This window comes from Streptomyces sp. P13-3-3 (assembly GCF_050571355.1).
GTDB lineage: Bacteria > Actinomycetota > Actinomycetes > Streptomycetales > Streptomycetaceae > Streptomyces > Streptomyces althioticus.
The window spans coordinates 3,827,954-3,851,569 of sequence record NZ_CP192228.1 but is presented as its reverse complement, the minus strand read 5'-3'; the positions used below and the strand labels follow the sequence as shown (position 1 = coordinate 3,851,569).

The 23,616-nt window shown below is 69.1% G+C and carries 22 protein-coding genes and 1 pseudogene; 4 read left to right on the top strand and 19 right to left on the bottom strand.

Features of this window, described 5'->3' with window-relative positions; all coding sequences use genetic code 11:
- Positions 1-10: 10 nt before the first annotated feature.
- From ACQZOG_RS17685 to ACQZOG_RS17670, 4 genes are all read right to left on the bottom strand, one after another.
- On the bottom strand, positions 11-2,800 hold the full coding sequence (locus ACQZOG_RS17685) for a DUF1156 domain-containing protein (protein ID WP_430741641.1): 2,790 nt from the start codon (positions 2,798-2,800) through the stop codon (positions 11-13).
- Positions 2,797-6,336 (bottom strand): helicase-related protein, encoded by a 3,540-nt coding sequence (locus tag ACQZOG_RS17680; RefSeq protein ID WP_397804527.1) that lies wholly within the window; start codon positions 6,334-6,336, stop codon positions 2,797-2,799. The genes ACQZOG_RS17685 and ACQZOG_RS17680 overlap by 4 nt, the downstream gene beginning before the upstream one ends.
- Positions 6,337-6,462: 126 nt before the next feature.
- Positions 6,463-6,663 (bottom strand): DUF397 domain-containing protein, encoded by a 201-nt coding sequence (locus ACQZOG_RS17675; RefSeq protein ID WP_397804529.1) that lies wholly within the window; start codon positions 6,661-6,663, stop codon positions 6,463-6,465.
- Entirely contained in the window at positions 6,660-7,505 is an 846-nt protein-coding gene (locus ACQZOG_RS17670; RefSeq protein WP_367506822.1) for a helix-turn-helix domain-containing protein, read from the bottom strand. Before ACQZOG_RS17670 ends, ACQZOG_RS17675 begins: the two co-directional genes overlap by 4 nt.
- 151 nt (positions 7,506-7,656) lie before the next feature.
- Between ACQZOG_RS17670 and ACQZOG_RS17665 the strand changes: the two genes are divergently transcribed.
- Positions 7,657-8,103: an ATP-binding protein gene (locus ACQZOG_RS17665; protein ID WP_397804531.1), complete on the top strand. Its 447-nt coding sequence runs from the start codon at positions 7,657-7,659 to the stop codon at positions 8,101-8,103.
- Positions 8,104-8,281: 178 nt separating this feature from the next.
- Here ACQZOG_RS17665 and ACQZOG_RS17660 read toward each other — a convergent pair whose 3' ends face one another.
- From ACQZOG_RS17660 to ACQZOG_RS17610, 11 genes and pseudogenes are all read right to left on the bottom strand, one after another.
- Positions 8,282-8,791, bottom strand: a complete 510-nt coding sequence (locus ACQZOG_RS17660; protein WP_371233878.1) for a hypothetical protein — start codon at positions 8,789-8,791, stop codon at positions 8,282-8,284.
- A gap of 57 nt (positions 8,792-8,848) precedes the next feature.
- Positions 8,849-9,286 (bottom strand): contact-dependent growth inhibition system immunity protein, encoded by a 438-nt coding sequence (locus ACQZOG_RS17655; RefSeq protein WP_430741640.1) that lies wholly within the window; start codon positions 9,284-9,286, stop codon positions 8,849-8,851.
- 82 nt (positions 9,287-9,368) lie between these two features.
- Positions 9,369-9,488: pseudogene (locus ACQZOG_RS17650) on the bottom strand (polymorphic toxin type 28 domain-containing protein); the annotation flags it as partial.
- An 81-nt stretch (positions 9,489-9,569) separates the two neighbouring features.
- Entirely contained in the window at positions 9,570-10,103 is a 534-nt protein-coding gene (locus tag ACQZOG_RS17645; RefSeq protein WP_158698220.1) for a hypothetical protein, read from the bottom strand.
- A gap of 2 nt (positions 10,104-10,105) precedes the next feature.
- Positions 10,106-14,578 (bottom strand): DUF6531 domain-containing protein, encoded by a 4,473-nt coding sequence (locus tag ACQZOG_RS17640; RefSeq protein ID WP_430741639.1) that lies wholly within the window; start codon positions 14,576-14,578, stop codon positions 10,106-10,108.
- A gap of 329 nt (positions 14,579-14,907) precedes the next feature.
- Complete coding sequence (locus tag ACQZOG_RS17635; RefSeq protein WP_430741638.1) at positions 14,908-15,069, bottom strand: hypothetical protein; 162 nt, start codon at positions 15,067-15,069, stop codon at positions 14,908-14,910.
- A 150-nt stretch (positions 15,070-15,219) separates the two neighbouring features.
- The gene (locus tag ACQZOG_RS17630) at positions 15,220-15,438 is read right to left on the bottom strand and encodes a hypothetical protein (RefSeq protein WP_430741637.1); all 219 of its coding nucleotides are present in this window, start codon (positions 15,436-15,438) and stop codon (positions 15,220-15,222) included.
- Positions 15,439-15,497: 59 nt separating this feature from the next.
- Complete coding sequence (locus tag ACQZOG_RS17625; RefSeq protein ID WP_430741636.1) at positions 15,498-15,965, bottom strand: hypothetical protein; 468 nt, start codon at positions 15,963-15,965, stop codon at positions 15,498-15,500.
- 24 nt (positions 15,966-15,989) lie between these two features.
- On the bottom strand, positions 15,990-16,637 hold the full coding sequence (locus tag ACQZOG_RS17620) for a hypothetical protein (RefSeq protein WP_430741635.1): 648 nt from the start codon (positions 16,635-16,637) through the stop codon (positions 15,990-15,992).
- Between the two features lie 77 nt (positions 16,638-16,714).
- Positions 16,715-17,356 carry a hypothetical protein gene (locus tag ACQZOG_RS17615; RefSeq protein ID WP_399567466.1) on the bottom strand — a complete coding sequence of 214 codons (642 nt, stop codon included), beginning with the start codon at positions 17,354-17,356 and terminating at the stop codon, positions 16,715-16,717.
- 2 nt (positions 17,357-17,358) lie between these two features.
- The gene (locus ACQZOG_RS17610) at positions 17,359-17,691 is read right to left on the bottom strand and encodes a cupin domain-containing protein (RefSeq protein ID WP_430741634.1); all 333 of its coding nucleotides are present in this window, start codon (positions 17,689-17,691) and stop codon (positions 17,359-17,361) included.
- A gap of 75 nt (positions 17,692-17,766) precedes the next feature.
- Between ACQZOG_RS17610 and ACQZOG_RS17605 the strand changes: the two genes are divergently transcribed.
- Positions 17,767-18,525, top strand: coding sequence for a YqjF family protein (locus ACQZOG_RS17605; protein ID WP_430741633.1), 759 nt, complete (start codon positions 17,767-17,769; stop codon positions 18,523-18,525).
- Positions 18,526-18,582: 57 nt separating this feature from the next.
- On the opposite strand, the gene gdhA is transcribed toward ACQZOG_RS17605, so the two are convergent.
- From gdhA to ACQZOG_RS17590, 3 genes are all read right to left on the bottom strand, one after another.
- Positions 18,583-19,917: an NADP-specific glutamate dehydrogenase gene (gene gdhA / locus ACQZOG_RS17600; RefSeq protein WP_106963427.1), complete on the bottom strand. Its 1,335-nt coding sequence runs from the start codon at positions 19,915-19,917 to the stop codon at positions 18,583-18,585.
- A 278-nt stretch (positions 19,918-20,195) separates the two neighbouring features.
- Complete coding sequence (locus tag ACQZOG_RS17595; protein ID WP_037641075.1) at positions 20,196-20,408, bottom strand: DUF397 domain-containing protein; 213 nt, start codon at positions 20,406-20,408, stop codon at positions 20,196-20,198.
- Entirely contained in the window at positions 20,405-21,280 is an 876-nt protein-coding gene (locus tag ACQZOG_RS17590) for a helix-turn-helix domain-containing protein (RefSeq protein ID WP_193466714.1), read from the bottom strand. The genes ACQZOG_RS17595 and ACQZOG_RS17590 overlap by 4 nt, the downstream gene beginning before the upstream one ends.
- Positions 21,281-21,713: 433 nt before the next feature.
- On the opposite strand from ACQZOG_RS17590, the gene ACQZOG_RS17585 reads away from it, so the two are divergent.
- Complete coding sequence (locus tag ACQZOG_RS17585; protein WP_203550294.1) at positions 21,714-22,061, top strand: hypothetical protein; 348 nt, start codon at positions 21,714-21,716, stop codon at positions 22,059-22,061.
- 88 nt (positions 22,062-22,149) lie between these two features.
- Positions 22,150-22,350, top strand: coding sequence for a hypothetical protein (locus tag ACQZOG_RS17580; protein WP_351033026.1), 201 nt, complete (start codon positions 22,150-22,152; stop codon positions 22,348-22,350).
- A gap of 19 nt (positions 22,351-22,369) precedes the next feature.
- Here ACQZOG_RS17580 and ACQZOG_RS17575 read toward each other — a convergent pair whose 3' ends face one another.
- Positions 22,370-23,557, bottom strand: a complete 1,188-nt coding sequence (locus tag ACQZOG_RS17575) for an endo-1,4-beta-xylanase (protein ID WP_033272471.1) — start codon at positions 23,555-23,557, stop codon at positions 22,370-22,372.
- Between the last annotated feature and the right edge of the window lie 59 nt (positions 23,558-23,616).

The following is a 23,616-nucleotide window of genomic DNA, read 5'->3' as shown; positions in this document are numbered from 1 at the left end:
AGCACCGCGTTCAGAAGAGCGGCTGGTGGGTGGGCTTGCGCGGGCCGCGCTTCTCGGCCGCGCGGGCCTCCGTCTGGAGGTCGGACCAGGCACTCGCCAGGTTGTTGAACCGCTGCCCGCTCTCAGACCAGCGGCGGCGGTCACAGATGCTGTAGAGGAGGTGCGCCAGGTCGCGGATCGTGTCCTCGTCGAACTCCCCACGCCGCCGGATGCCGGCGAGCAGCTCACCGGCAGGCCCGACGCCGGAATCGGCGCCCTTGCCCTCCAGGACCCGGGACAGGTGCATGGCCGCCTCCCACACGGAGATCCGTGCGTCGGTCTCCGGGTCGTACGTCTCCGGCAGGTCGGCCGGGGCGACGAGCCACACCTTGCTGTCCCCGGACTTGGTGATCTGGGCGTCCTGGAGGCCCTTCACGGACACGTTGTACGCCTTCGCCAGCGTCTCCGCGTCCCCGAATGTTCCCTTGCCCCACTGGAACTGCTCGAACCAGCGGATTGCCCAACGGGTGTCCTGGTCGAACTCGCCCTCCTGCTCGTTCAGTACGTCGGCCAGTACGTCGTTGATGAGCCCGAGCGCGGTCCGTACGCGCATTGCCGAGCCGTCGGGCTCGGTCACCTTCGTGTATCGGGAGAACACCGCGATACCCGGACCGATCGCGGACTGCGGCAGGTCGACGGGGGCGAGGTTGCCCTCCTGCAGCTTCCGCAGCTTGTCTGGGAGTTCACTGCGCAGGGCGCGCAGGAAGCCACGCCGGTCTGTGGAGCCGGCGGTGGCGTGGCGGGGGCGACAGGCGAGAACGACGGAGGAGGCGAGGGCGTTGGAACCGATGTCGCGGGAACGGCCGGAGCGCTCGGTGCGAACAGGCCAAGTGCCGGTGACCGACCAACCCGCCGCAATCATTCCGCTCAGCAGCGTCTCCCAGCCGGTTGACGCTGTGCCGTCCTCCTCGTCGGTCTCCGACTGCTTGAACGCGTAGTACACGGTGAGCGGGTAGTCCGGGTGGTGCCCTTCGCGCATGTGCGAGAACGTCTCGACAAAGCCCTGCTCGAAGTGCCGCTCGGCAGCCTCCCAGCTTCCGTTGTGGCGGTAGGGGGTGGCGATGAGCTCGGGCTCCTTCGGAGTGAGGATCGTGCTCATGACCTCCGGGTAGATGTCGCGGAGGGAACGGCGAAGCCAGACATAGAAGAAGTCGGCAAGGTCGGCGTAGCCGATGTTGTCGTAGTAGGGGGGGTCGGTGTTGACGACGTAGGTGTCGTAGGGGCGGGTGGTGGCGTCGGCTTGAACGACGAGTCCAGCGAGTCGCTGAGCAGGCAGAGCGTCCAGGGTCTTACCGATCGCTGCCAGCATGATCTCCAACGTGCCGGACGACGGACCAAACACGTTACCCTCAGCGAAATCCCAGGTCATAGACAAGGTCTGACGAGCAAAGGTGCCGCGCAAGATTTCCATTTGTGGATTGCTAGCCCAAGTGGTGATAGTCGACGCATAGTCCGACATCCGACTCACGGCGAAGCCAAGATAGGTTGCCACCGACTTCCCATACTCGGCTGCCTCTACTTCCCCCATACCTGCGCCACGTGCGTCTCGCTCGACTCTCTCCCGGGCCGCGCCCACCAGATCGCTGAACGTGGTGAGGGCGAGCAACTGCCTGTTCGTGAACAGGTCCGCGTGCTTTCGCATCCCGTACCCCTGCACCCTGAACCCCAGCGCTTGCTCAGGAAGTTCGGACTCAGGCACATCGGCCGGTCGCCTTACATCCGCCGCCCCCACATGCTCCGGCGTGGGCGGCAGATACACCCGCCGCCGCTTCCCCTCAGCAACTACGGCCATCATCATCGCGCCCATGCGCCCAGCCACGCCCTCGGCCCGGACGTACTTCAGCGTGGTTCGGTCACCGCAGACCAGGCATTCGGCGCCCTTGCCGTCCACGGTCCCATCGCGGGGTTCACCCTTAGGGCCGCCGATAGTAAACGTGACCTTGCCGTCCGCCGTCTCGGGAATGACGTAGGCGGGCCGGGCCTTCTTCTTGCTGAGCCAGAACGACCGCACCAACGGCATATCCGCCCCGCAGGACGGGCTCGGACACGTCACCGTCCGTGCCCACAGCCACGCGATGACCGCCGCCTCGCTACCGTCCTCCAGCTTGGCCTTCGGGTAATGGGCCCCTATGCGGGCATAGGCCTGCTCGCGCATCCACTTGCCGTACTGGCGGACGTCCTCGGCGAGGCCGCTCGCGCCGCGCCAGCTGCCTTCGGTGCGCAGTTCTGCCGTCGGAGAGACCGGCTTGCGGCCCGCCCACCTCGGCGGAATCTCGATCAACGCCTTGTTGATGACGACCGGGACGGGGTTGAGATCGCTGGCGTGGGATTCGAGGCCGAGCCGATGGGCCTCCAGCGGAATCGTGCCGCCACCCGCGAAGGGGTCGAGGACGGGCGGGAGAGGGCCGTCACCGTGCGACTCGGCGATCTTCTCGCGGACCTTGCGCATGATCCGCTCGTCGCGGGTGGCCTCCCAGGGGACCATTTCCTCAATGAGATCGAACAGCTTCTGCCGCTCGGCCTTCTGCTCCTCCGGCGACAGGTCGGACCGTGTGGAGGGGTCGTCGACGAGCTGGGCGAAGAGCATCGCCCGGGCGGCGGCGAGGGGCCGGCGGGCCCACCAAAGGTGGAGGGTGGAGGGGTGCCCATGGCGGATGGACTTCTCCCTAGCGGATTCCCTGTTGATCGCCTCCAGCGGGAGGGAGACCTCGATCAGCTTGGTGCGGCGCTCCGGGGCCGTCTCTTCGGTTGCACCGCTCACTGCGGGGTTCCTCCCTTGTTCCAGGCGTCCTGCCAGGACAGCAGAAGCCCTTCGGTCTTCAGGTCGCCGAAGTCGGTATCGGCAAAGGCGTCGGTCAGGTAGCGGACCTCGTCGTGTTCCGGGCCGTGCGGGCTGACGGAAACCAGGGCGAGACGGTGATGCACGCCCCGGTTCTTGGCGACGAGGACCTCGTTGCGGCTGATGTAGAAGTGCTCCGCACCCTCCCGACGGCCCTTGACCTCGATGTGCACGAGGTGGCCCTCAAGCGTACGAGACCGGATGTCGTAGCCGGGATTGTTATGGGCCATTTCCTCGGGCAGGCGGCCCAGCCCGCGCTCGGCGGTGAGGACGGCGGCGACAGCCCGGCGGTCGGCCTCGTAACCGTCGGTGGCGTGCAGAGCGTCCCGCACGTCCTTCTCCAGCGCGGTCTCGGCGGGGTCGATCCTGTGCAGGAGCCAGCCGACGGGGACGACGAGGGCGCAGCCGGCGACGACGGGCGGGCGGGCCTGGAGGGCCTGGTCCTTGTCGAGGGCGGCGAGGCGCTGCTCGCGGCGCCGTTCGAGGTCCTCGGCCCAGGCGCGGGCGGTCTCGGGGCGGTGGCGAACCTTCTTACCCTCGGCAAGGTCGAGTTCAAGCTTCCCCGCCTGGGCGTACCAGAAGCCGATCTCCTGGCGGAGGCGCTGTTCGACCTGGGCCCGGGTGCGCTCGATGACCGGCACCAGACGTTCCCGGGTGCGGGAAAGGTGCTGGGGGACGGCTTCGCGGACGGCCCATTCCAGGGCACGAGCGGGGCCGCCGTCGCGCAACCAGTCCTCTTTCAGGAGCGCCTCGGCGGCCTCGGCCTCGCGGGGGGTGGGCGGCCGGTAGTCGAGGTAGGGGGCGGGTCCGGCGTCGTGGGCGGTGCCGTCGGGGTGGAGTTCGACGAAGGCGAAGGAGCGGTCGACCGAGCGACGGTGCCCGTCGGCGACCTCCTGGACCAGCGCGGTCAGCAGCCTGGGGCGGGTACCGGCGTCGGAGGCGTCGACGAGCACGGTGCCGCGGGTGAGCAGGTCGCCGTGACGGTGGACGGTCTCCTCCAGTACGGCGTCGAAAAGCGGATGCCCGGGTGCGATGAGGTCGGCGCGGGCGGCGCCGGGGAGGACGACGCGGTCACGGTCGAAGCACACCCTCTCGTAACGGCGCTGCACGACTCCGCCGAGTCCCCGTCCGAAGCGGCCCGTGTCGCGGAGCACGGCGGGGATGTGGGTGATCTCGTACCGGCCGCTCTCACGGGCTCGGAGATGGCCCCCGAGGCGGTCGAAGGCGTCCTGGAAGAAAGCTCGTACGTAGTGCGGGTGCAGCCTTTTGGCCTGGGCCTCCTCCATGCGCAGCCGGACCTCCTGGACGTCCTCCAGCCCCATGACGTGGGCGTCGAGCGCCAGTCCCGCGATCAGTTCGACGGCGCGTTCGCCGACCCGGGCGTCGATGACCTGGTCCAGCCGGTTCTTGACCTCCGGCTGGTCGCCGTAGCGGATGGCCTGGAGAAGGAGGCCGCGCAGCGGTTCGCCCTCGAAGAGCTCGCCCAGGACGTTGTAGACCTTGCCCTCGTACGCCTTCGACTGTTGTTCGATCTTGTCGAGGAGCCGTTGGAACACCTGGCCCTCGCGGGTGTCGGCGGCGACCAGGTTCCACAGGTGGCAGACCTCGGTCTGGCCGATGCGGTGGATACGCCCGAAGCGCTGCTCGATGCGGTTCGGGTTCCACGGCAGGTCGTAGTTGACCATGAGGTGGGCGCGCTGGAGGTTCAGGCCCTCACCTGCGGCGTCCGTGGCGATGAGGACACGGACCTCGGGGTCTTGGTTGAAGGCGTCGCGGACGTCGCGGCGGCGTGGGCGCGGGGTGCCGCCGTGGATGATGACGACCGCCTCCGGGCGACCGATCAGGTTCCTGATCCGGTGGGAGAGATAGTCGAGGGTGTCGCGGTGCTCGGTGAAGATGATCAGTTTGCGCGGCACACCGTGCTCGTCCCGCAGCAGCGGTTCGTCCTCCAACAGCGCCGACAGTTCCTGCCACTTGCGGTCGTCACCGGAGGCCAGGACCCGTCCCGCGAGCCGCTCCAGCTCTTGCAGAGCGGCGATCTCCAGCTCCAGTTCCAACACCGTGCGAGCAGCGGTCGCGGCGTCGACGACCAGCTCCTCCAGTCGCTCCAGCTCGTCTCCGGTCAGGTCGTCCAGCTCGTCCTCGGCCGGGACGGGCGGGACCGGCACGGAGGCAGGCTCAGGGCTGCGTGCGGTGCTGGCGGAAGGCAGGGGGTGGCCGGACAGCATCTCCTGGCGGCGGGTCTCCAGCCGCTGCCGCCTGCGCTCCAGGGAACGGTGGATGGCCGCCGGGCTGGAGGCGAGGCGACGCTGGAGGACGGTGAGCGCGAAACCGACCTGGTTGCCGCGCCGACCGTCCAGCCGCTCCGCCCGGTTCATCTCCTGGCGGACATACTCCGTGACCTGCTCGTACAGCTCGTGCTCGGCAGGTGAGAGGTCGTAGGGGACGGTGTAGGCGCGGCGCTCGGGAAAGAGCCTTCGACCGTCGAAGGTGAGCAGGTCCTCCTTGATCATGCGACGCATCAGCCCGGTGACATCGTGCCGGTGGATGCCCGCCCGGTACCGGCCGCTGAACCGGTCGCTGTCCAACAGCGTCATGAAGAGCTGGAAGTCCTCCTCCTTACCGGCGTGCGGGGTCGCGGTCATCAGCAGCAGGTGCCGGGTGAGCCGGCCGAGGAGACGGCCCAGCTCGAAGCGTTTGGTGGTCTTCAGCTCCGTACCGAAATAGCTGGCGCTCATCCGGTGCGCCTCGTCGACGACGACCAGGTCCCAGCCGCTCTCCTCCAGGAGCCGTTGCAGGTCCTCGGAGCGGGCCAGGGCGTCCATGCGCGCTATGAGCCGCGGATGCCGGTCGAAGACGTTGCCGTCGATCGTCGCGTCGGTCAGCTGTCGGGTGAGCAGGGTGAAGTCCAGGCCGAACTTCTCCAGTAGCTCGTCCTGCCACTGCTCGACCAGCCCGCCCGGCGCCACGATAAGGCAGCGCTCCAGATCGCCGCGGAGGGCCAGTTCCTTGATGTAGAGCCCAGCCATGATCGTCTTGCCGGCGCCCGGGTCGTCGGCGAGGAGAAAACGCAGCGGGGTACGGGGCAGCAGCTCGTTGTAGACGGCCTGGATCTGGTGGGGCAGCGGTTCGAGGAGGCTGGTGGAGACGGCGAGCATGGCGTCACCGCGCGCCGCCATCCTGATCCGCAGCGCCTCGGCCGCCAGCCGGTACAGCCCGGGGTCCGCGTGGAAGCCGCTGCCCGCCGCTCCGGACGCGGACTCGGCCAGCCTCGCCTCGTCGTCCTCGTAGAGGATCGTCTCGTCCACGGTGCCGTCGGGCCGACGGTAGGTGACCTGTGCCGCCGTCGGCCCGTACATCCGCACCGCGACGATCGTGACGTCGCTGTCGGTGATGATGCCCGACACGGTCCGTCCCGCCGTCAGATCACCGAGACGGAGCCGACCCCGCTCAGGCATCGCCGTTCTCCCCCGAATCCCTTGATCTCGTATGTGAAGGTACGGTGAAGGCACCTTCCCCCGATGTCAATGATGCCGTACGGGAAATATGGGGACTGAGAGTGCACCGAGCTTGCGCCGTCGCTATCAGTCGGGCGTACGCGCCGAGCCGAACGGCGCGACGAACGCGGCCCACGCCTCCGGCGTGAGCGCGAGACGCCGGCCGGAGGCGTTCTTAGAGTCGCGGACGTGGATGGTGAGGGGTGTGAGGGCGACTTCGACGCAGTCGTTGCCGTTACTGCTGTCGCTGTAGCTGCTCTTGAACCAATGGAGTTCCGGCGTGCTCATAGCTCTCCCAGCGTTTGCTCGATGAAGACCAGAGACTCCTCTGGTGTGAGCGCCTGAGCCCGGATGATGCCATAGCGCAGGTCGAGGACGCGGAGCTGCCTGGGGTGCGAGACCGGGCGACCTCCGAAGTCACCGTCGGTGCGCCCCATCCCCGTCCCGTCTGCGAACTTGAGCACTTGGATACGGCCCCCCGTTCCCGGGTGGTTCGCGTGGGCGGTCGGCATCACCTGCAGCTCCACGAACGGCAACTTCGCCACCTCCAGGATGTGTTCGAGCTGCCGGCGCAGCACCATTGTGTCCCCGATCGGGCGGCGCAGCGTCACCTCTTCCAGGACGAATCCCAGCTCCGGCGCGGGCGAGCGCTCGAAAACCGACTTCCGGGCCATCCGAGCGGTGACCATACGTTCCAGTTCGTCCGGCGAGTAGGCCGGGCGCCAGGTGCGAAGCAGCGCTCGCGCGTACTCCTCCGTCTGCAACAGCCCATGGATGTTGTGGTTGCTGTACAGCAGCATCTCCACCGACCGCTCCTCCAGCTCGGCCAGTTGCCGCACCTTCTTCGGATAGCGCGCCTTGCGCATGTCGTCCATGAAGGCCCGCAGATGGCCCTGTGCCCTCAGGATCTGATCGGCCCTGTCCAGGCACTCCGGGCGGGGGATGCGGGCCCCTCGTTCGATCTTGCGGATCATGTCCTCGCCGTACCCGAGGGCGGCCGCCAGCTCGGGCACGCTCATCCCGGCGGACTCCCGGCATACCTTGAGCAGGCGGCCCACCGCCTGCACCACCGGCTCGATCTCGTCGCCCGGCTCGACATCCCAGCCCGCCTCGTCGACACCCTCGTCCACGACTCCTCCTTCGGCGCGTACTCGTACTCCGCACAACGCCCGAGACAGTCGAGACAGCCGAGACAAAAACCGGGACAGTGACGGTACGTGCAGGCGTTGTCACTCATCCACGGAAGCAGGTTCGGCCACGCTGAGTGACATGAATCAAGACATGCGTGCCCCTGAAAACCACCTCGCCCGCCCCGTCCGTAACGTCAGCCTCCAGCTGTCCTCCACGCCTCGTGGCGCGCGTCTCGCCCGGCTGCTCGCCACCGAGCAACTGCGCACGTGGGGGCTGCCGTCGCATCCGGCGGAGCTCATCGTCGGGGAGCTGGCGGCCAACGCCGTCACCCATGGCCACGTCTCCGGGCGGGACTTCCGGCTGTTGCTGTACGTCGTCGGTGACACCCTCCGCATCGAGGTCACCGACACGCGCGGTGACCGGCTGCCGTGCCGGCAGCGCTCCGCCGACGACGCCGAGGCCGGCCGCGGCCTGCTGCTTGTGGAGGCCCTCGCCGACCGCTGGGGAGTCGCCCCCGGTCCGCCCCCGCTCAAGACCGTCTGGGCCGAGGTGGGGACCGGGCCCACCGGGCAGCGGCCCGTCCCGCCCCGGCGGTAGCGGACGGCGTGTCTCAGGGGCAGCCCGACCCACGTCCCCATCGTGGCCTCCAGCGTCCAGATACGAACGCCGACCTGTCCGCGACCGTGGCGTCCGAGTCCGGACGGGGGATGTCGGGCAGGCACGCGCGACATCCCGCGCCCCCGTGGCGGCCACGGCCCGGCCGGCCTGTCGCTCCTCAGGAACGCCGACCGCGCAGGGACCGCCAGGCGTCACCCACCGCTTCACCGGAGCGCAGCCACCAACTCTCCAGCTTGTTCCGCGCCTTCGACCGCACCTTCCGCCACTTGAACCACGGGGGCAATCTCCGGAACGGTACGGCGTAGAGAGTGTCTGCAATGGCGTGCACGGCAAGGCCTTTCGGCCCTTCATCGCGGAGGGCTGCGTACAGTTGCGGCGTCAGATTTCGATTGACCCGCGCCGCCGCACCCGCGGCAGTGAACGCGTACCTTCGTTGCTCGGAATCCGAAAACTGCATCGCTCTGACAATTCGCGGCGCCGCCTCCTCCAACGAACAGTTGTAGGCCAACCCGATCGCCGCGGTGCCGAGATGGTTCTCACCACGCTCGCATGCCGCGTCCCATTCTGCCGAGTCGTCCATGCCGAGCAGCCCTTCGCCACCTTCCCAGTCCCATTCAGACGCCATACCGCACCATTCCCGCCGCCCGAACTCCACACGCGACGTCACTTGGTATCCAAGCCGCCATGCGGCCCGACCGTACGGGAGTTGGCAACACTGTCCGCGCTACGTCGTGGGCATCGGCCATGAAGATGCCCCGGGAACGGCGGCGCAGAAGGCGGCGGCCTCCTCCCGTACATAGCTCGAGAGGTCGACCAGTGACTCGACCGTCGCCTTCAGCTCTCGGGCTAGGTCCGGGAACCGTTCCCACACCTGCGTCTTCCGCGTCACCACCGCGTACAGAAGGTCGTCGTCGTACCAACCCCCCGCGATCTGGGACGGGGCCGTGTCCCGGAGGATGCGGACCGCGAGAGGGAGCAGCCAGGGCAGCCCGACGTCCTGGGTGATCAGGCGGGCCAGCTCGTCGGGCCGAAGGTCGCCGACAGGGCGACGCCGCAGTTCGTGGACCGCTCTGACCAGCGAAGTGGCGTCCTCCGGCGGCTCGGGCCAGCGCTGTCCCTCGAGCCGTTCCAGGGACTGGGTGGGGTCGACGGGCTGGGACACCGACGAGTCCTTTCGTGATGGCCGACCGGCAGGGGTAGCACCTTCCCGGTCCGGCTCCTTGGCCGGTCAGCCTCTCCCTCCATTTCTTGATCAGTACTTTCAGTCCCCGTTCGGTGAGCCCCTGCGGCAGGCTCTGCATCTCCCGCTCGATGATCTTGCGGATGCTGTTCAGACCGTTGGCCTCGCGCCGGGCGGCGCCCATGTCAACGGGGTTGCGGGCGGCGTCGTACGCGTACGTACTGACCGTGCCGACCGGGGTGGTGCGACACGGGCGGCACAGTGGTTATCCGGCGTCACTGTGCGGATTGGGCTCCGTCCTGAGGATGTGCAACACCTGCCAACGGGCTTCTTCCCAACGAGCCCGGCGAGCTACAAGACGCTCGTCAGCACCGCCCTCACTGTGTTGGACGGCCCAGCGGCCGACCTCCGCCTGCAGTTGGCGGGCGACGGACAGGCAGGAAGGGTGACTGAACGGACCCCGCTCGTACGCCTTGTCCAGCATCAATCCAACACCGACACGCGCCGCATCCACCGTGAACTGCGCTTCGCCGGCAAGGAAAAACATGTTGGAAACCCTCCGCTCGGCAACCGCATCCAGGCGTTCCCTGACTTCCAACAAGCGAGGCACGGCCTCTCCTAGGTCAATCGCCTCATGAGCCGCCTCAATGTACTCCAAGCACGCGGACAGTACCGGTTCCTCGATTCCTTCCCGCTCCAGATCCAGCACATGCCATGCGAAGTCCAACGCCAGATGGCCCGCTCGCGGACCGTCCATCTCGTCCAGCAGATCACTGAGGAGCCTGGGAAATACAATCATGATCAGATTCCGCCCCACGCGCCGCGACCACGACTGAGAATGTTCAACAATTTTCCGGTGTCACCCGTGGCAATCTCATACTTCTCAAGACCGAGACTCTTCGCCGCTCGAGCCGCATTTGTGAATTGGTTACCCTTGGTGACCTTATCGGCATTCATCTTGTGGTCGACCACCCACCCGACCTTATGATTCTTGTTGGTCATGTCTACGATCACGAAGTCTCCCTCTGCCTGCTTTCCGTGAGTACGGTAGACGCGCAAGTTCGTTCGTTTCTCCAGAAGTTTCTCCACGAACTCCCGCTCCGGCGGGCTCATCTCGTACGGCGTGCCCTTCTTCACCTGCTGCCCCGGCCTCACCCGGATCGGCGGGTACGGGGAGAGCCCGTAAGGGTCGAGCCACGTCAGGGGGTTGTGGACATACGTGTCCGGGTTGGGGGCCGCGGTCAGGCCCAGAGGATCCGGACTGAGGTACCGACCCGTCTCGGGGTCGTAGTGGCGGTGCAGGTTGTAGTGGTGCCCCGTCTCGGCATCGTGGTACTGACCCGGGAAGCGCAGGGGCGTGTACGCCGTCGCATCGGGGTTCCATGTGGTCACCCCCCACAAGGTCGAGGTCCGGCGCCAGACGACGGTGCCGTACTCGTCGAGCAGCTCACTGGGAAGCCCGATGGAGTCGGTGACAATGGCGTAGAAGCGGCTGTCCACCTCTTCCTGCGACAGGCCTTCCACACGCGTGTACCGCTCCGTCTGTGCCAGCGGCTCCAAACCGCTCTCGTCGAACTCCCAGGTCATGGTCTGGGCAACGGGCACTCCGGCCATGGTCGTGCACTGCTCGACCAGAATCCCCCCGTGCCAGGTGAACCGGGTCTCCTCCAGCACGGTCCGCCCGTCGTCGCCCAGGCGTTGCTTGGCCGTACGGCGCCCGAGCGGGTCGTAGTGGTAGCGCCAAACGGTCCCGTCGGGGGTAATGACCTCCGACAACCGGTCCTGCGCGTCCCAGGTGTAACGCCACACGTCCGGCTTGCGGGACAGGCGGGTGCGGCGCCGTACGGTGAGCCGCCCGCTCGCGTCGTGCTCGTACCGCGTCCGCCCGGCGGCGACAAGCCGCGCTCCGGCGTACTCGCGCGGCCCCGAGGCCTCGGTACCGGGGTGCGTCGGGGGCCAGTGGGCCTCCGACTGGTTGCCCTCTCGGTCGTAGACGTACGTCTCGGTCCAGTCGGCCGCGTGTACTTGGACGACCCTCCCGGCGGTGTCGAGGCTGTAACTCCGTGGCCCGGCTCCGGACGGTGCACCGTCCGGCCTCCACAGGTACTCGTGCGAAGACACCACCGAGCCGTCGGGCCCGCGCACCCGGCTGCCGACCAGCCTGCCGGCGGAGTCCCACGCCTGCGCCAGGTGAAGGGCTTGCTCCCAGGTCCGGCTCGTCTCCCGACCTTCCGCGTCATGGGCCGAGGCCACGGTGTGTCGGCCCGAGGTCAGCCCGGTCCTCCGGCCGGCGGCGTCGAAAGAGTACGTCGTGTCGGCGCCGGAGGGGGTGCGGCGCCGGATGAGCTGCCCCGCCGGGTCGTACGCGAGGTGCAGTGTGTGCCCGTTGATCGTCTCCTCCGTCAGCTGCCCCGAGGCGTCGTACGAGCGGGACAGTCGTCCGCCCGGCCATACGGCCCCCGTGAGGCGGCCGGACGCGTCGTAGGTGAAGTCCGTGGCCTCACCACCGGACTCGGTGCGTACCAACCGCCCCATTACGTCCCGGGTGTGACGGATGACCTCGTCGGCCGCGCTGGTCCGTGCGGTGAGCCGGCCCGCCGCGTCGTACGCATAGCGGACGACCCGGTTCTCGAAGTCCGACTCCTCGGTCAGACGCCCTGCGGCGTCGTAGGTGTAGTCCCAGGTACGGCCCGTCGGGCCGGTCACCCGTGTCAGCCGGAGCGACGGGTCGTACTCGAAGCGGTACTCCGTCCCGTCGGGGTTGGCGCGGGCGCTGGGCAGGTCGAAGTGGGTGTAGGACCAGCGGGTCTCGGCGCCCATCGCGTCGGTGTGGCCCGTGCAGTTGCCCTCCGCGTCGTACGTCCAGGACTCGGTGGACCCGTCGGGACGGGTGAGGCCGAGCAGCTCGCCCTCCGTGTTCCAGCGCCACCAGGTCACGGTGCCCAGTGGGCCGGTCTCCGAGACCCTCCGGCCAAAGGCGTCACGTTGCAGCAGTGTTCGTCCGCCGAGCGGGTCCGTGGCCTCCACGATGAGGCCCGCGTCGTTGTTCACGAGGTGGGTGACCGCTCCGAGGGCGTCCGTGAACTCCACGAGACCGCCCTGCTCGTCATAGCGGAAACGGCTCGTCGCTCCCGTGGGGTCGGTGAGGGTGAGACCGTTGCCACGTGCGTCGTACGTGCGCAGCCACCGTCCTCCGTCCGGCATCGCCGTCTCGACGGGCAGGCCCAGCTCGTCGTACGCGATCGTCGTCCGGGTCCCGTCCGGATAGCGGATGACTAGGGGGCGGCCGAGTTCGTCGTTCACGTACTCGGTGGTGTGGCCGAGTTCGTCGGTCTGAGAGACAACGTGGTGGTGGTCGTCGTAGGCGGTGTGTGTGATCCCGCCGAGAGGATCGATCTCGGCGACGACCTGGCTGCCGGCGTTGACGACGAAACGACTGACCGCGCCTTCGGCCGTGGTGAGAGTGGTGACGCGGCAGTCGGGCCACCTGGGGTCGATGCCGTCGTAGTCGAGGGTGACGGTGATGTGGCCGGCCTCGCCGCCTTCGGCGACGCAGCGGTCCCATTCGTCGTAGGTGTACGCGTAACGGCTGTTGTTCCTGTCTGTCCAGGACGTGACGCGGAGACGGTGGTCGTAGGTGAACCGCAGTGGCAGGCCCGAGGAGTTGATCACTTCGGTCAGACTGCCTCCGGTGTAGCCGTAACGCCTGACGACGACGTCCGACCCGTCCTCGGCGGCGCCGACCAGGCTGAGGGTGGTGACCCGACCACCCTCAGTAGTGAAGGCGAGGTGGTAGCCGCCGGAGTGACGCATTGCGAGCGGAGTGCCGTGCTCGTCGTGGTCGAAGGTGATCGTGTGGTGGTTGCGGTCACTGATACCGGTGATCAGTGCGATGCCCTGACCGTCGGGGCAGGCGAAGTGACGGGTGTGCCCGGTCGCCGGGTCGTCGATCCGGTAGCCGCCGCCCTCGGTGCGAGTCAGTGGCCACCGCGGCCCTGCCACGGGAAGTACTGGTGTCTGTACGTCGACCGGATGCGGGTACGCGATCAGCAGTCCGTCCTCGGTGACATACACGATGCCGGCCGTGTCGACCTCGAGTCGTTGGTCGATGGTCGAGGCCCAGGTGGGACCGAACCACCAGCCGCACCGGTAGTCGGAGGCGACGCGTCGCGTGAAGACGAGCGGCAGCAGACCCGGCAACTCGATGTCCGACTGCGGCAGGTACATCGCGCCCGTGGCCATGTCCACGGGATCGCTGCCTTTGGAGCGGACCACCTTGCTCAGCCTGTTCCAGGCCCCCTTGGTACCGGTGACCATGCTGCGGGCGCTCTTGCCCAGACCCCGTACGGCCGCCGCCATGCCCCTGAGGCCGCCCTGCCCCAGGGCTTTGGCACCCCGGGCGAGTCCGCCGAGGGTGGTCAGCCCCTTCATGCCGGGTATGCAACCCAACGCGGCGAGCCCGACGTCCCAGAGGGAGGCCTGGCCTTTGGAGTATTTGTAGAGCGTGTCGGCGAGGACGACGAGGGCGGCGATGAGGACGATCGCGCCGAGGATCGGCCCGCCGATGATCATCGCGACGATGCCGACGACCGCCACCACGATCTTGCAGGCCGCGACGATGTTGTCCCAGTTGTCGGTGAACCAGTCGCCGATCTCCTCCCACCACGACCGGTTCTGGATCCCCGCGTCTGAGGCCTCGTCGATCTTCGACTTCGCGTCCCGCGCCGCCTCCTCACGCATCTTCCGCGCGTCCGCGGCCATCTTCTTCGCCGCGTCCAGCGCGCCCTGCGCGGACGTCACATCCGACTGCGCCTTCGTGTGCGCGCTCCTGGCGCTCTGCACGTCCCGGGTCGCGGCCCGCACCTTCGCCTCGTCGGGCTTGTCCGCGTCCGACTTCGACCCCGTCGGGTCGTCCTTGTACTTGTCGGCCTCCTTCGTCGCCCGCCCCACCCACGACTCCGCAGACGCCAGCTTCGACTGCGCCGACGTCAGATCCGCCTGCGCCTCACGCGCCTTCGCCAACGCCTTGTCCGCCAGCGCCTGCGCCCGCTCCAGCTTCGGCCAGTAGTCCGCGAGCGCGTCCCCGCACATCGCGTACGACTTCTCCAGCTTCCGCAGATTCTTGGGAACGCCGGAGAACTCCTCCTTGAACACCTTCGCCGACTTCCCGGCCCACTCCGCCAGCGTCCCCTCACCGGCCATCCCCTTCACCAGACGCAACGCCTCGGAGACGTCGTCGGCGAAGTCGTGCAGGAACCTCGCGAGCTTCCGCACCCGCTCCGGGTCACCAGGCGTCGGATCCTTGTCCAGATCAAGGACATGCCAATCAGTCGGCCGGTGACCCGCCATCCCGCAACCCCCGTCACGCGCACATCGCCAACACCCGTATGCACACGTGAACTTACCCGGCACGACAGTTCGATCGGAAGAGCGGCCCTTCTCGCCGCAGGGGCGTCAGTCGGGCGCTACTCACCACGTGCTGGGGCCACGATCACCGTCACGTCAGCAGGGGGCTCACTCGTACCGGACCAGGAGTTCTTGGGGGGTCCGTCTCCCCGACAGGCGTGGACGACTCCCGTGCCGATGCGCATGGCCGCTCCTCCTCACGCGTCCCCGTGTGGGTTCCGTTCCGACGCGATGACGTGCCGCACCTGCCAGCGGGCTTCCTCCCAGCGGGCGCGGCGGGCGGCGAGTCGCTCGTCGGTGCCGGCCGGACGGTGCTGCGCGGCCCAGTGGCCGACTTCCGCCTGGAGCCGGCGGGCCATGTAGAGGCAAGGGATAGGGGTGGAGGGGCCATGCCCCGCCGCCTTGGCCAGCATCTGCTCGGTGCCGACCCGTGCGGCGTCGAGAGCCAGCCCCGCTCCCCGGGCGAGGACGTGCCTGTCGGTGTTCCACCGTGCGGCGGCTTCCCACAGTCACTCCTTCGCCTCGGACAGCCGAGGAGGAACCTTCCCGAGGTCAATCGCCTCGTGACACGCCTCGACGTACTCCAGGCACGCGGCCCACACGGGCTCCTCGATCTCGTCCCGCTCCAGATCCAACACGTGCCGTGCGAAGTCCAGCGCCAGATGAGCCGCTCGTTCCTGGTGGATCTGTTCGAGCAGATCTCCGAGCAGTCTCGAAGGAACGATCACGCCCAACCCCCTCCCCTGAAACCTAGCTCGTTTTCGATTCCCCCTCCGCCAGTGCCGCGTCACCCACGGCGCACGACCTGCCACACGCGACGCGCCGCGTCCTCCCCCCGCAACCACCAGCCTTCCAGCTTGTCCCGGACCGTCACGTACACCACCCTCCACTTCAGCCACGGCGGCAGGTCGCGGAACCGTACGAAGGTCAGGGTGTCGTCCACGGCGTTCACGGCGATGCTCTTGCGTCCGGGGCCCGCCGCGCGCAGCACCTCGTACAGCTCCGGTGTCAGCGCCCCGTTCAGCCGGGCCGCCGTGCCCACCGCCGTGAAGGCGAAGCCTCGTTGGGCGGTGTCCGGGAGCTGCGTCGCGCGGACGAGACGCGGGGAGGCGTCTTCCAGCGGGCAGTTGAAGGCGAGGCCGATCGCCGCCGTTCCCAGGTTCCGCTCACCGCGTTCGAACGCGGCGTCCCACTCCCCCGGGTCGTCGAGCCCCAGCAGCCCCTCCCCCGTCGCCCAGTCCCACGACCGCGTCATGCCCGCTCAGTCCGCTCGGCCCGCTCAGTCCGCGAACCGGAACGTCGACGTGATCGCGTCGAAGATGTCGAAGAAGGACTCCGCCAGGTCCAGGACCTGGCTGCTGCCCGCGACCAGGGCGACCTTGCCCTCCTGCCCCGGCACCGGGATGAACGTCTGCATCAGCACCGCCCGGATCGTGCGGCCGAGTTCGTCGCCCGGTACCGGCACGTCCTCGATGCCGTACGTCCGGGCCGCCGGGCCGACGCCCGGGATGTCGACGGTGGTCACCTTGCGCCAGGAGTCGCCCTCCCGCTTCGCCTCCTTGACCGCGAGCTGGGCGGCGACCGCCTCCGGGTCGGTGGGGAGCGGGTCGCCCTTGCTGGTGCGGCCGCCGACCAGCGAGACGGTGACCGAGCCGGTGATCGGGGTGTCGCCCCCGAAGGTCTCCGCCATGCAGCCGCAGTACAGCGTGCCCGACTTCCAGGCGTCCGCCGCCGCCTTGCGCAGGAAGGAGATGTACGTGTCGCGGTGCGGGGCCAGTTCGGGGTGGGCGCGCAGGCGTTCGGTCACCATGCGGTGGATCGAGTCGTCCCGCGACTCCGGCCGTACGTCGAACTCCCACCAGCTCTCCGGCACCTTGATCCGGAAACCGCCCCGCTCGACGGTCAGCGCTTCCATGTAACGGGCCATGACGCCGACGTCCCCCTTCGGTCGATGACGTGCCGACATGGTGCCACCGAGCCGTCATCGCGTCGGACGCGGGCCCGTCAGTCGCCGAAGGTCGCCGTCAGGACGTGTTCGTACGCCCGGAAGGCCGAGCGGCCGGCGTCCGACGCGTCCGAGCCGGGGCGGAGGACGTGCACGAGGTGGGCGACCCGCCACAGACGCAGAACGTCCGACGGGCGTGGCCCACCCGAGAGGGCGCAGGCCGCCGTCAGTACGGCCGCCAGTGCGCGCGCGCCCCGCTTCGCCTCCGTGCCGGCCGTCACCGCCGCGGTCACCGACGCGTGCAGCAGGCGCGTGAGCTGGAGGTCCGCGCCGACCTGGCACATGTGCCGGACCACCGCCGGCGACTCCAGCTCCGCCGGGTCGTCCGGGACGCCCGTCAGCCCACCCGACCAGAGGAGCAGCGAGGCGGCGGTCACGTCGTGGGGGCGGAGCCAGCCCAGGTCCCAGGCGATGCTCATCGCCGTGCTGTCGAAGGCGCAGGCCGACCGGAGGCGCGCCAGCAGCACGTCCACCTCGGCCCTGCGCCCGTGCAGGAAGTCGCCCAGTGATACGTCGGCCAGGCGCCACGTGCCCGTGGCGTTCACCGCTCCGATCTCCACCACCCCGCCGAGCGGGCCGAAGACCTCCCGGGCGAGCAGTTCTGCCGTGAACTCCTCGACCGGCCTACCGTCTCCGGTCACCGTCAGCCCTTCTTCGCCACCGTCAGCAGCACCGCCGCGTCCTCCAGCGCCTCCAGGCCGTGCCGGGCGTTCGGGATGACGAGGAGGTCGCCGGTGCGGCCCTCCCAGCCCGTGTCGCCGCTGGTGAGGCGGACGCGGCCGCGCAGGACGAGCAGGGTGGCCTCGCCGGGGCTGTCGTGCTCGGCGAGCTCCGTGCCGGCGGTCAGGGCGAGGAGGGTCTGGCGCAGGGTGTGCTCGTGACCGCCGTACACAGTGGTCGCGCTGCGGCCGCTGGAGGCGCTGGCGGCCTGCTCCAGGTGGGTCCGGACAAGGGCGTCGAGCGAGAGCTTCTCCATGTGTCCAGCGTCGCCGAGCGCCCCTGGCCGCGGCCAGGGCCATGTGGGGTACGCGCCTTCCGCGATACTGGCGCCGTGCCGTCGACCCCGCAGCCCGTGACGCCCGACCCGCCGGACGCGATCGCGCGTCCGCTGCTCACCCAGTCCTGGCTGGACCTGACGTTCGTCCACTGGGCGGTGGACCCGGCCGACGTGGCGGGGCTGCTGCCGCCGGGCGCCGTGCCCGACACCCTGGACGGCGTGACGTACGTCGGTCTCGTCGCGTTCCGGATGCACCGGGTGGGGTGGCTGCGGCTGCCGGGCGTGCCGTACCTGGGGAGCTTCCCCGAGACCAACGTCCGCCTCTACTCCGTGGACGACCACGGCCGGCGCGGGGTGGTGTTCCTGTCCCTGGACGCCTCCCGGCTGGTCCCGGTCCTGGTCGGCCGCCTCGGGTTCGGGATGCCGTACGTCTGGTCCCGGATGCGCGTACGGCACGTCGACGACCGCACCGTCACGTACACCGCCTCCCGGCGCCTGCCCGGGCCGCGCGGCGCGGGGACGCGGCTCACCGTGCGGCGGGGCGAGGCGGTCGACCGGCCGACGGAGCTGGAGCACTTCCTCACCGCCCGCTGGGGCATGCACGGCGTGTTCTTCGGGCGCCCGATGTACCTGCCGAACGCCCATCCGCGCTGGCCGCTTTACCGGGCCGAGCTGCTGGAGTGCCAGGAGGACCTGGTCGCGGCGGCGGGGCTGCCCGCGCCGGCCGGTGAGCCGGTCAGCGTGCTGTACTCGCCGGGCGTGCCCGCCCGCTTCGGCCGCCCGGCCCGCCCGGCGGGCGTCCCCACGCCCTGAACGCGGAGGGGGCCGAGGGCGCGATGCCCCCGGCCCCACGGACGTACGACGTACGCGTCAGATGACGCCCTGCGCCAGCATCGCGTCCGCGACCCGCTCGAACCCGGCGATGTTCGCGCCGGCGACGTAGTCACCGGGGAGGCCGTAGCGCTCGGCGGTCTCCGCGCAGGTGGTGTGGATGTCGGTCATGATCCTGGCCAGCTCCGCCTCGACGTGGTCGGCCTTCCAGGACGTGCGGGACGCGTTCTGCGTCATCTCCAGCGCGCTGACCGCGACACCGCCCGCGTTGGCCGCCTTGCCGGGGCCGAAGGCGACACCGGCCTGCTGGAGCAGGTCGACGGCGTCGGGGGTGGTGGGCATGTTCGCGCCCTCGGAGACCGCCTTCACGCCGTTGCGGATCAGCGCGGCGGCGTCGTCGGCGTTGAGCTCGTTCTGCGTGGCCGACGGGAGGGCGACGTCCGCGGGGACCTCCCAGACGCGCCCGCCGGGCACGAACCGCGCGGAGCCGCCGCGGCGCTCGGCGTACGTGCTCACGCGGCCGCGCTCGACCTCCTTGATCTGGCGCAGCAGCTCCAGGTCGATGCCCTTCTCGTCGACGACGTAGCCGCCGGAGTCGGAGCAGGTGACGGGGGTGGCGCCGAGGGCGGTGAGCTTCTGGATGGTGTAGATGGCGACGTTGCCGGAGCCGGAGACGACGGCGGTCTGCCCGTCCAGTTCCTCGCCGCGGGCGCGCAGCATGGCCTCGGCGAACAGCACGTTGCCGTAGCCGGTCGCCTCCGGGCGGATCAGCGAGCCGCCCCAGCCGGCCGCCTTGCCGGTGAGGACGCCGCCCTCCCAGCGGTTGGTGATGCGCCGGTACTGGCCGAAGAGATAGCCGATCTCGCGGGCGCCGACGCCGATGTCACCGGCGGGGATGTCCGTGTACTCGCCGATGTGCCGGTACAGCTCCGTCATGAACGACTGGCAGAAGCGCATGACCTCGGCGTCGCTGCGGCCCTGCGGGTCGAAGTCGCTGCCGCCCTTGCCGCCGCCGATGTTGAGCCCGGTGAGCGCGTTCTTGAAGATCTGCTCGAAGCCGAGGAACTTGATGATGCCGAGGTTCACCGAGGGGTGGAAGCGCAGGCCGCCCTTGTACGGGCCGAGGGCGCTGTTGAACTCGATGCGGAAGCCCCGGTTGACGTGGACGCGGCCGTTGTCGTCCGTCCACGGCACCCGGAAGATGATCTGCCGCTCGGGCTCGATCAGCCGCTCCACGAGGCCGGGGTCGGCGTACTCCGGCCGCGCGGTGAGTACGGGGGCGAGCGTCTCCAGCACCTCACGCGCGGCCTGGTGGAACTCCGGCTCGGCCGGGTTGCGTCGCTCGATCTCGGCGCGGATCTGGTCGAGCGACATCTTGGGGTCGGGGCGTGAGGTCACGGGGTCCCTTTCTGGCACGGCTGGCAACCGGTTCGCGGGCATGCATCGCTTCTGCCGGGGAACCGGTGAGGAGCGCTCGGCGCCGTTGCCGCGCGCGGGACGTCGGAACACCTGTTTCGTATACGACAGGTCGCCCGACCCTTCCAGTGTTACTCCTGTGTTAAGCGGATACCAAGAGGCGGGCCCGATTGTCCGCTATCTGGACACGTTGTACGGAGTGTGGATACGGGGTCGCGTGCGCGGGCGGGGCCGGATCAGCCCTCGTGGGACGCGTACGCCAGGAAGCGGGTCCACGCCGTGGGGGTGAGGGCCAGCCGGGCGCCGGCGGGTGTTTTCGAGTCGCGGACGTGGACGGTGCGGGGGGTTATGGCGACCTCGACGCAGGAGTCGCCGTCGGGGCCGCTGCTGTAGCTGCTCTTGAACCACTTCGGCTCGGAGATGTCTCCGGCGGCTGCCTTGCGCATCATGTCTCTCCCAGCACGTGCTCGATGAAGGTGAGCGACTCCCCGGGCGGGAGCGCCTGGGCTCGGATGGTGCCATACCGCAGTTCGAGAACGCGGAGCTGTTTCGGGTCGGAGGTGGGGCGGCCGTTGTACGCGCCGTCGGACCGGCCCACCGCCGTGCCGTCGGCGAACTTCAGGATCTCGATCCGTCCGCTCAGCCCTGGATGGGCGCCGCTGCTGGTCGGCATCACCTGGAGGGTGACGTTGCGCAACCGGCCTACCTGCAGCAGGCGTTCGAGTTGTCGGCGGCACACCATTGTGCTGCCCACGCGGCGCCGGAGGGCCGCCTCTTCCAGGACAAAGCTCAGTGCGGGCGCGGGTGAGCGCTCGAAGACGGACTGCCGTGCCATCCGGGCCGCCAGCACGCGCTCCAGGTCCTCCTCCGAATAGGCGGGCTGCCATGCCTCGAACAGCGCCCGCGCGTGCTCCGGGGTCTGCAACAGGCCGTTGACGCTGATGCTTTCGTATACGCCGATCTCGACGGCCTGCGCCTCGAGCTTGGCCAACTCCCGTACTCGGCGCGGATACCGAACCCTCTTCACGTCCTCCCACGCCGCCGCGAGCAGCCCACCCGCCCTCAGCACCTCGTCGGCCCGCTCCAGATACTCGCGCCGCGGAATCCGCTTTCCCGCCTCGACCTTGTACACGAGGTCCTCCCCGTAGCCGACGGCACGGGCGAAGTCGCACACCCGCATCTCCTCGGCCTCGCGCCGCAGCTTCAACTGCCGTCCCACGGTGGTGATGACGGCGACGCCCCACTCGTCGTCCGGATCCACCTCCCACCCCGGCTCGTCGGCCTCCCCCGAGCCCCGTACGGCCTCACCGTCCACCGCCATCCCACACCCCTCCGAGTCGTCCGCGCACCGCACACACCGGCACCTCCCCCTGCCAACGAGCCGGACAGCGTGGACAGCACTGGACAACTCGTGGACGATCACGACAGACCACTGATGTTCGGAGGAACGGGACTTCGATGCGCACCACCCGCACGGCCTTCGCCACGCCGGTAGCTCTCTGCGCGCTGCTGACTTCTTGCACGGGAGGCGACGAAGAGTCCAGCGGGTCCCGATGATCACTCGGGTGAGTGATCATCCACCACTCAGCTGCGCTCGCGAGCCCCCGGCGCTTCTGCTTCCGGTAGAGCGCAAGCCAGAGCAGCCGGCTTGCCACGCACCTCCTGAGCAGGAGAAACGCTCCCTCATGCCCGCGCTCCGACACCCCGGCCACCCCGGACGACTGCTCTGGCCAGTGCACTCCCTGGAGGACTCCATGAGCACGCAGGCCGGCCACGGACACGAGCTGGTACCCCGTCCGGAGCAGACCCCCGACGCCCTCCGTGCCGCACTCGCCGTCGTCGCCCCGCAGCTCCTCCCGGAGATGCAGCGGACCAAGGATGAGGCCTTCGCCAAGGTCGTGGAGTGGCAGTCGCTCAGCCCGGTACGCGGCTGGGTCCTCACCTGGGCCCGTGACATCGAGATCGCCCGCCGCCCCGACCTCGCCGCCCGGCATGCCCGCGCCAGGAGCAACCTGGAGCACGAGGACGCCAGGACGGCCAAGGAGGCGTTGCGCGAACTGACCGAGGTGCTGGACGAGGCCATGAAGGCAGTACGCGATTGAGCTGGGCGTGGGAGTACGCCTTCGGAGCCGAGGAAGCCGCCCGCACCGCACCACCCGCGTTCGTCGCCGAGGTGGAGCACCAGGCCGCGTGCACGGTCGGGCCCATGCCGAGCTGGACCCCAGGGGCAGTGACATCACCGTGCGCGGCGGAATGTTCGCCTATCAGATCGTCGTGCGCAGTGAGCGGGTGTACATCCTCCAGATCACCTACCTGGGCTTCTGCCCCGGGAGCCCACAGCACCGCCACCCCGGACCGGTGACGGGCGACCGGGCCGGGGCGGCGGTGTGAGGGACGTGCGGGAGACCGCTCAGTGCTTGTGCTTCGGCCCCTTCGGCCCCTTCGGGCCACCCTTCCCGCAGTCGTGGTGACGGGCGTCCTTCAGCGTGTCGCGCAGCGCGTAGTACGCCGGCTTGCGGTCGAAGTCCTCCGTCATGACCGTCGCGAAGCCCTCGCCCTCGAAGAACACCGGGACCCACGAGTACTTGTCGGTGAAGCCCCAGATGGTGAACGAGTTGCAGCCCTCGACGTCCAGGCACGCCTCCAGCATCCGCTGGTAGTACTCGGCCTGCTGCTTCTCCTGGGCCGGGGTCGGCAGCGAGCCCTCGGGCACGTCCATGCGGACGTCCAGCTCGGTGACCGCGGTCTCGAGGCCGAGCGCGTCGAAGCGGTGCAGGTTGTCGGCGAGGTCGCCGGGGAAGCCGTAGCGCGTGCTCAGGTGGCCCTGCACGGAGAAGCCGTGCACCGGCACCCGCTGCTTGAGCAGGTCCTTCACCAGCGCGTAGTACGCGTCGCTCTTCGCGTTGACGCTCTCGACGTTGAAGTCGTTGAAGAACAGCTTCGCCTTCGGGTCCGCCTTGTGCGCCCAGCGGAACGCGTCCGCGACGATCTCCGGGCCGAGCTCACGGATCCAGATGTTCTCCTGCGTCCGCAGGTTGCCCTGGTCGTCGAAGATCTCGTTCGCCACGTCCCACTGCTGGATCTTGCCCTTGTAGCGGCCGACCACCTTGGTGATGTGCTCGCGCAGGATCCCGCGCAGTTCCGCCTTGGTGAAGTCGCCCTCCTCCAGCCACGCCGGGTTCTGGCTGTGCCACAACAGCGTGTGGCCGCGCACCACCTGGTGGTTCTTGCGCGCGAACTCGACGATCGCGTCCGCCTGCTTGAAGTCGTAGCGGTCGCGCTCGGGGTGGATGTAGTCCCACTTCATCTGGTTCTCGGGCGAGACCGAGCTGAACTCCCGCCCCAGGACCTTCCGGTACTCCTTGTCGTACGTGAAGGGGTCCGGGTAGTCCTGCTCCAGGTGGTGGCCGCCGCCGGCGACGGCGGTGCCGATCACGAAACCTTCGGGGGCGGCCGCGCGCAGCGGGGCGTGCGAGCCGTGGGCGTGCGGCGGCGCCTTAGGGCCGGCCGGCGAGGCGGCGGACGCCGAACCGCCGAGGAGCGGCAGGGCCAGCGCTGCGGTGGCGAGGGCCACGGTGGCGAAACGGAAGGGTCTCATGCGGGGGCTCTCATTCCCGTCGTCATTCTCGAATGTTTCGAAGTGGTAACCGAAACATT

Excerpts from the sequence above, each read along its gene's own strand:
- ACQZOG_RS17680 (WP_397804527.1), bottom strand. The coding sequence starts at position 6,336 with ATGCCTGAGCGGGGTCGGCTCCGTCTCGGTGATCTGACGGCGGGACGG.
- ACQZOG_RS17675 (WP_397804529.1), bottom strand. The coding sequence starts at position 6,663 with ATGAGCACGCCGGAACTCCATTGGTTCAAGAGCAGCTACAGCGACAGC.
- ACQZOG_RS17665 (WP_397804531.1), top strand. The coding sequence starts at position 7,657 with ATGCGTGCCCCTGAAAACCACCTCGCCCGCCCCGTCCGTAACGTCAGC.
- ACQZOG_RS17645 (WP_158698220.1), bottom strand. The coding sequence starts at position 10,103 with ATGATTGTATTTCCCAGGCTCCTCAGTGATCTGCTGGACGAGATGGAC.
- ACQZOG_RS17635 (WP_430741638.1), bottom strand. The coding sequence starts at position 15,069 with ATGGCCCGCCGGCTCCAGGCGGAAGTCGGCCACTGGGCCGCGCAGCAC.
- ACQZOG_RS17625 (WP_430741636.1), bottom strand. The coding sequence starts at position 15,965 with ATGACGCGGTCGTGGGACTGGGCGACGGGGGAGGGGCTGCTGGGGCTC.
- ACQZOG_RS17620 (WP_430741635.1), bottom strand. The coding sequence starts at position 16,637 with ATGGCCCGTTACATGGAAGCGCTGACCGTCGAGCGGGGCGGTTTCCGG.
- ACQZOG_RS17610 (WP_430741634.1), bottom strand. The coding sequence starts at position 17,691 with ATGGAGAAGCTCTCGCTCGACGCCCTTGTCCGGACCCACCTGGAGCAG.
- gdhA (WP_106963427.1), bottom strand. The coding sequence starts at position 19,917 with ATGTCGCTCGACCAGATCCGCGCCGAGATCGAGCGACGCAACCCGGCC.
- ACQZOG_RS17595 (WP_037641075.1), bottom strand. The coding sequence starts at position 20,408 with ATGATGCGCAAGGCAGCCGCCGGAGACATCTCCGAGCCGAAGTGGTTC.
- ACQZOG_RS17590 (WP_193466714.1), bottom strand. The coding sequence starts at position 21,280 with ATGGCGGTGGACGGTGAGGCCGTACGGGGCTCGGGGGAGGCCGACGAG.
- ACQZOG_RS17585 (WP_203550294.1), top strand. The coding sequence starts at position 21,714 with ATGAGCACGCAGGCCGGCCACGGACACGAGCTGGTACCCCGTCCGGAG.
- ACQZOG_RS17575 (WP_033272471.1), bottom strand. The coding sequence starts at position 23,557 with ATGAGACCCTTCCGTTTCGCCACCGTGGCCCTCGCCACCGCAGCGCTG.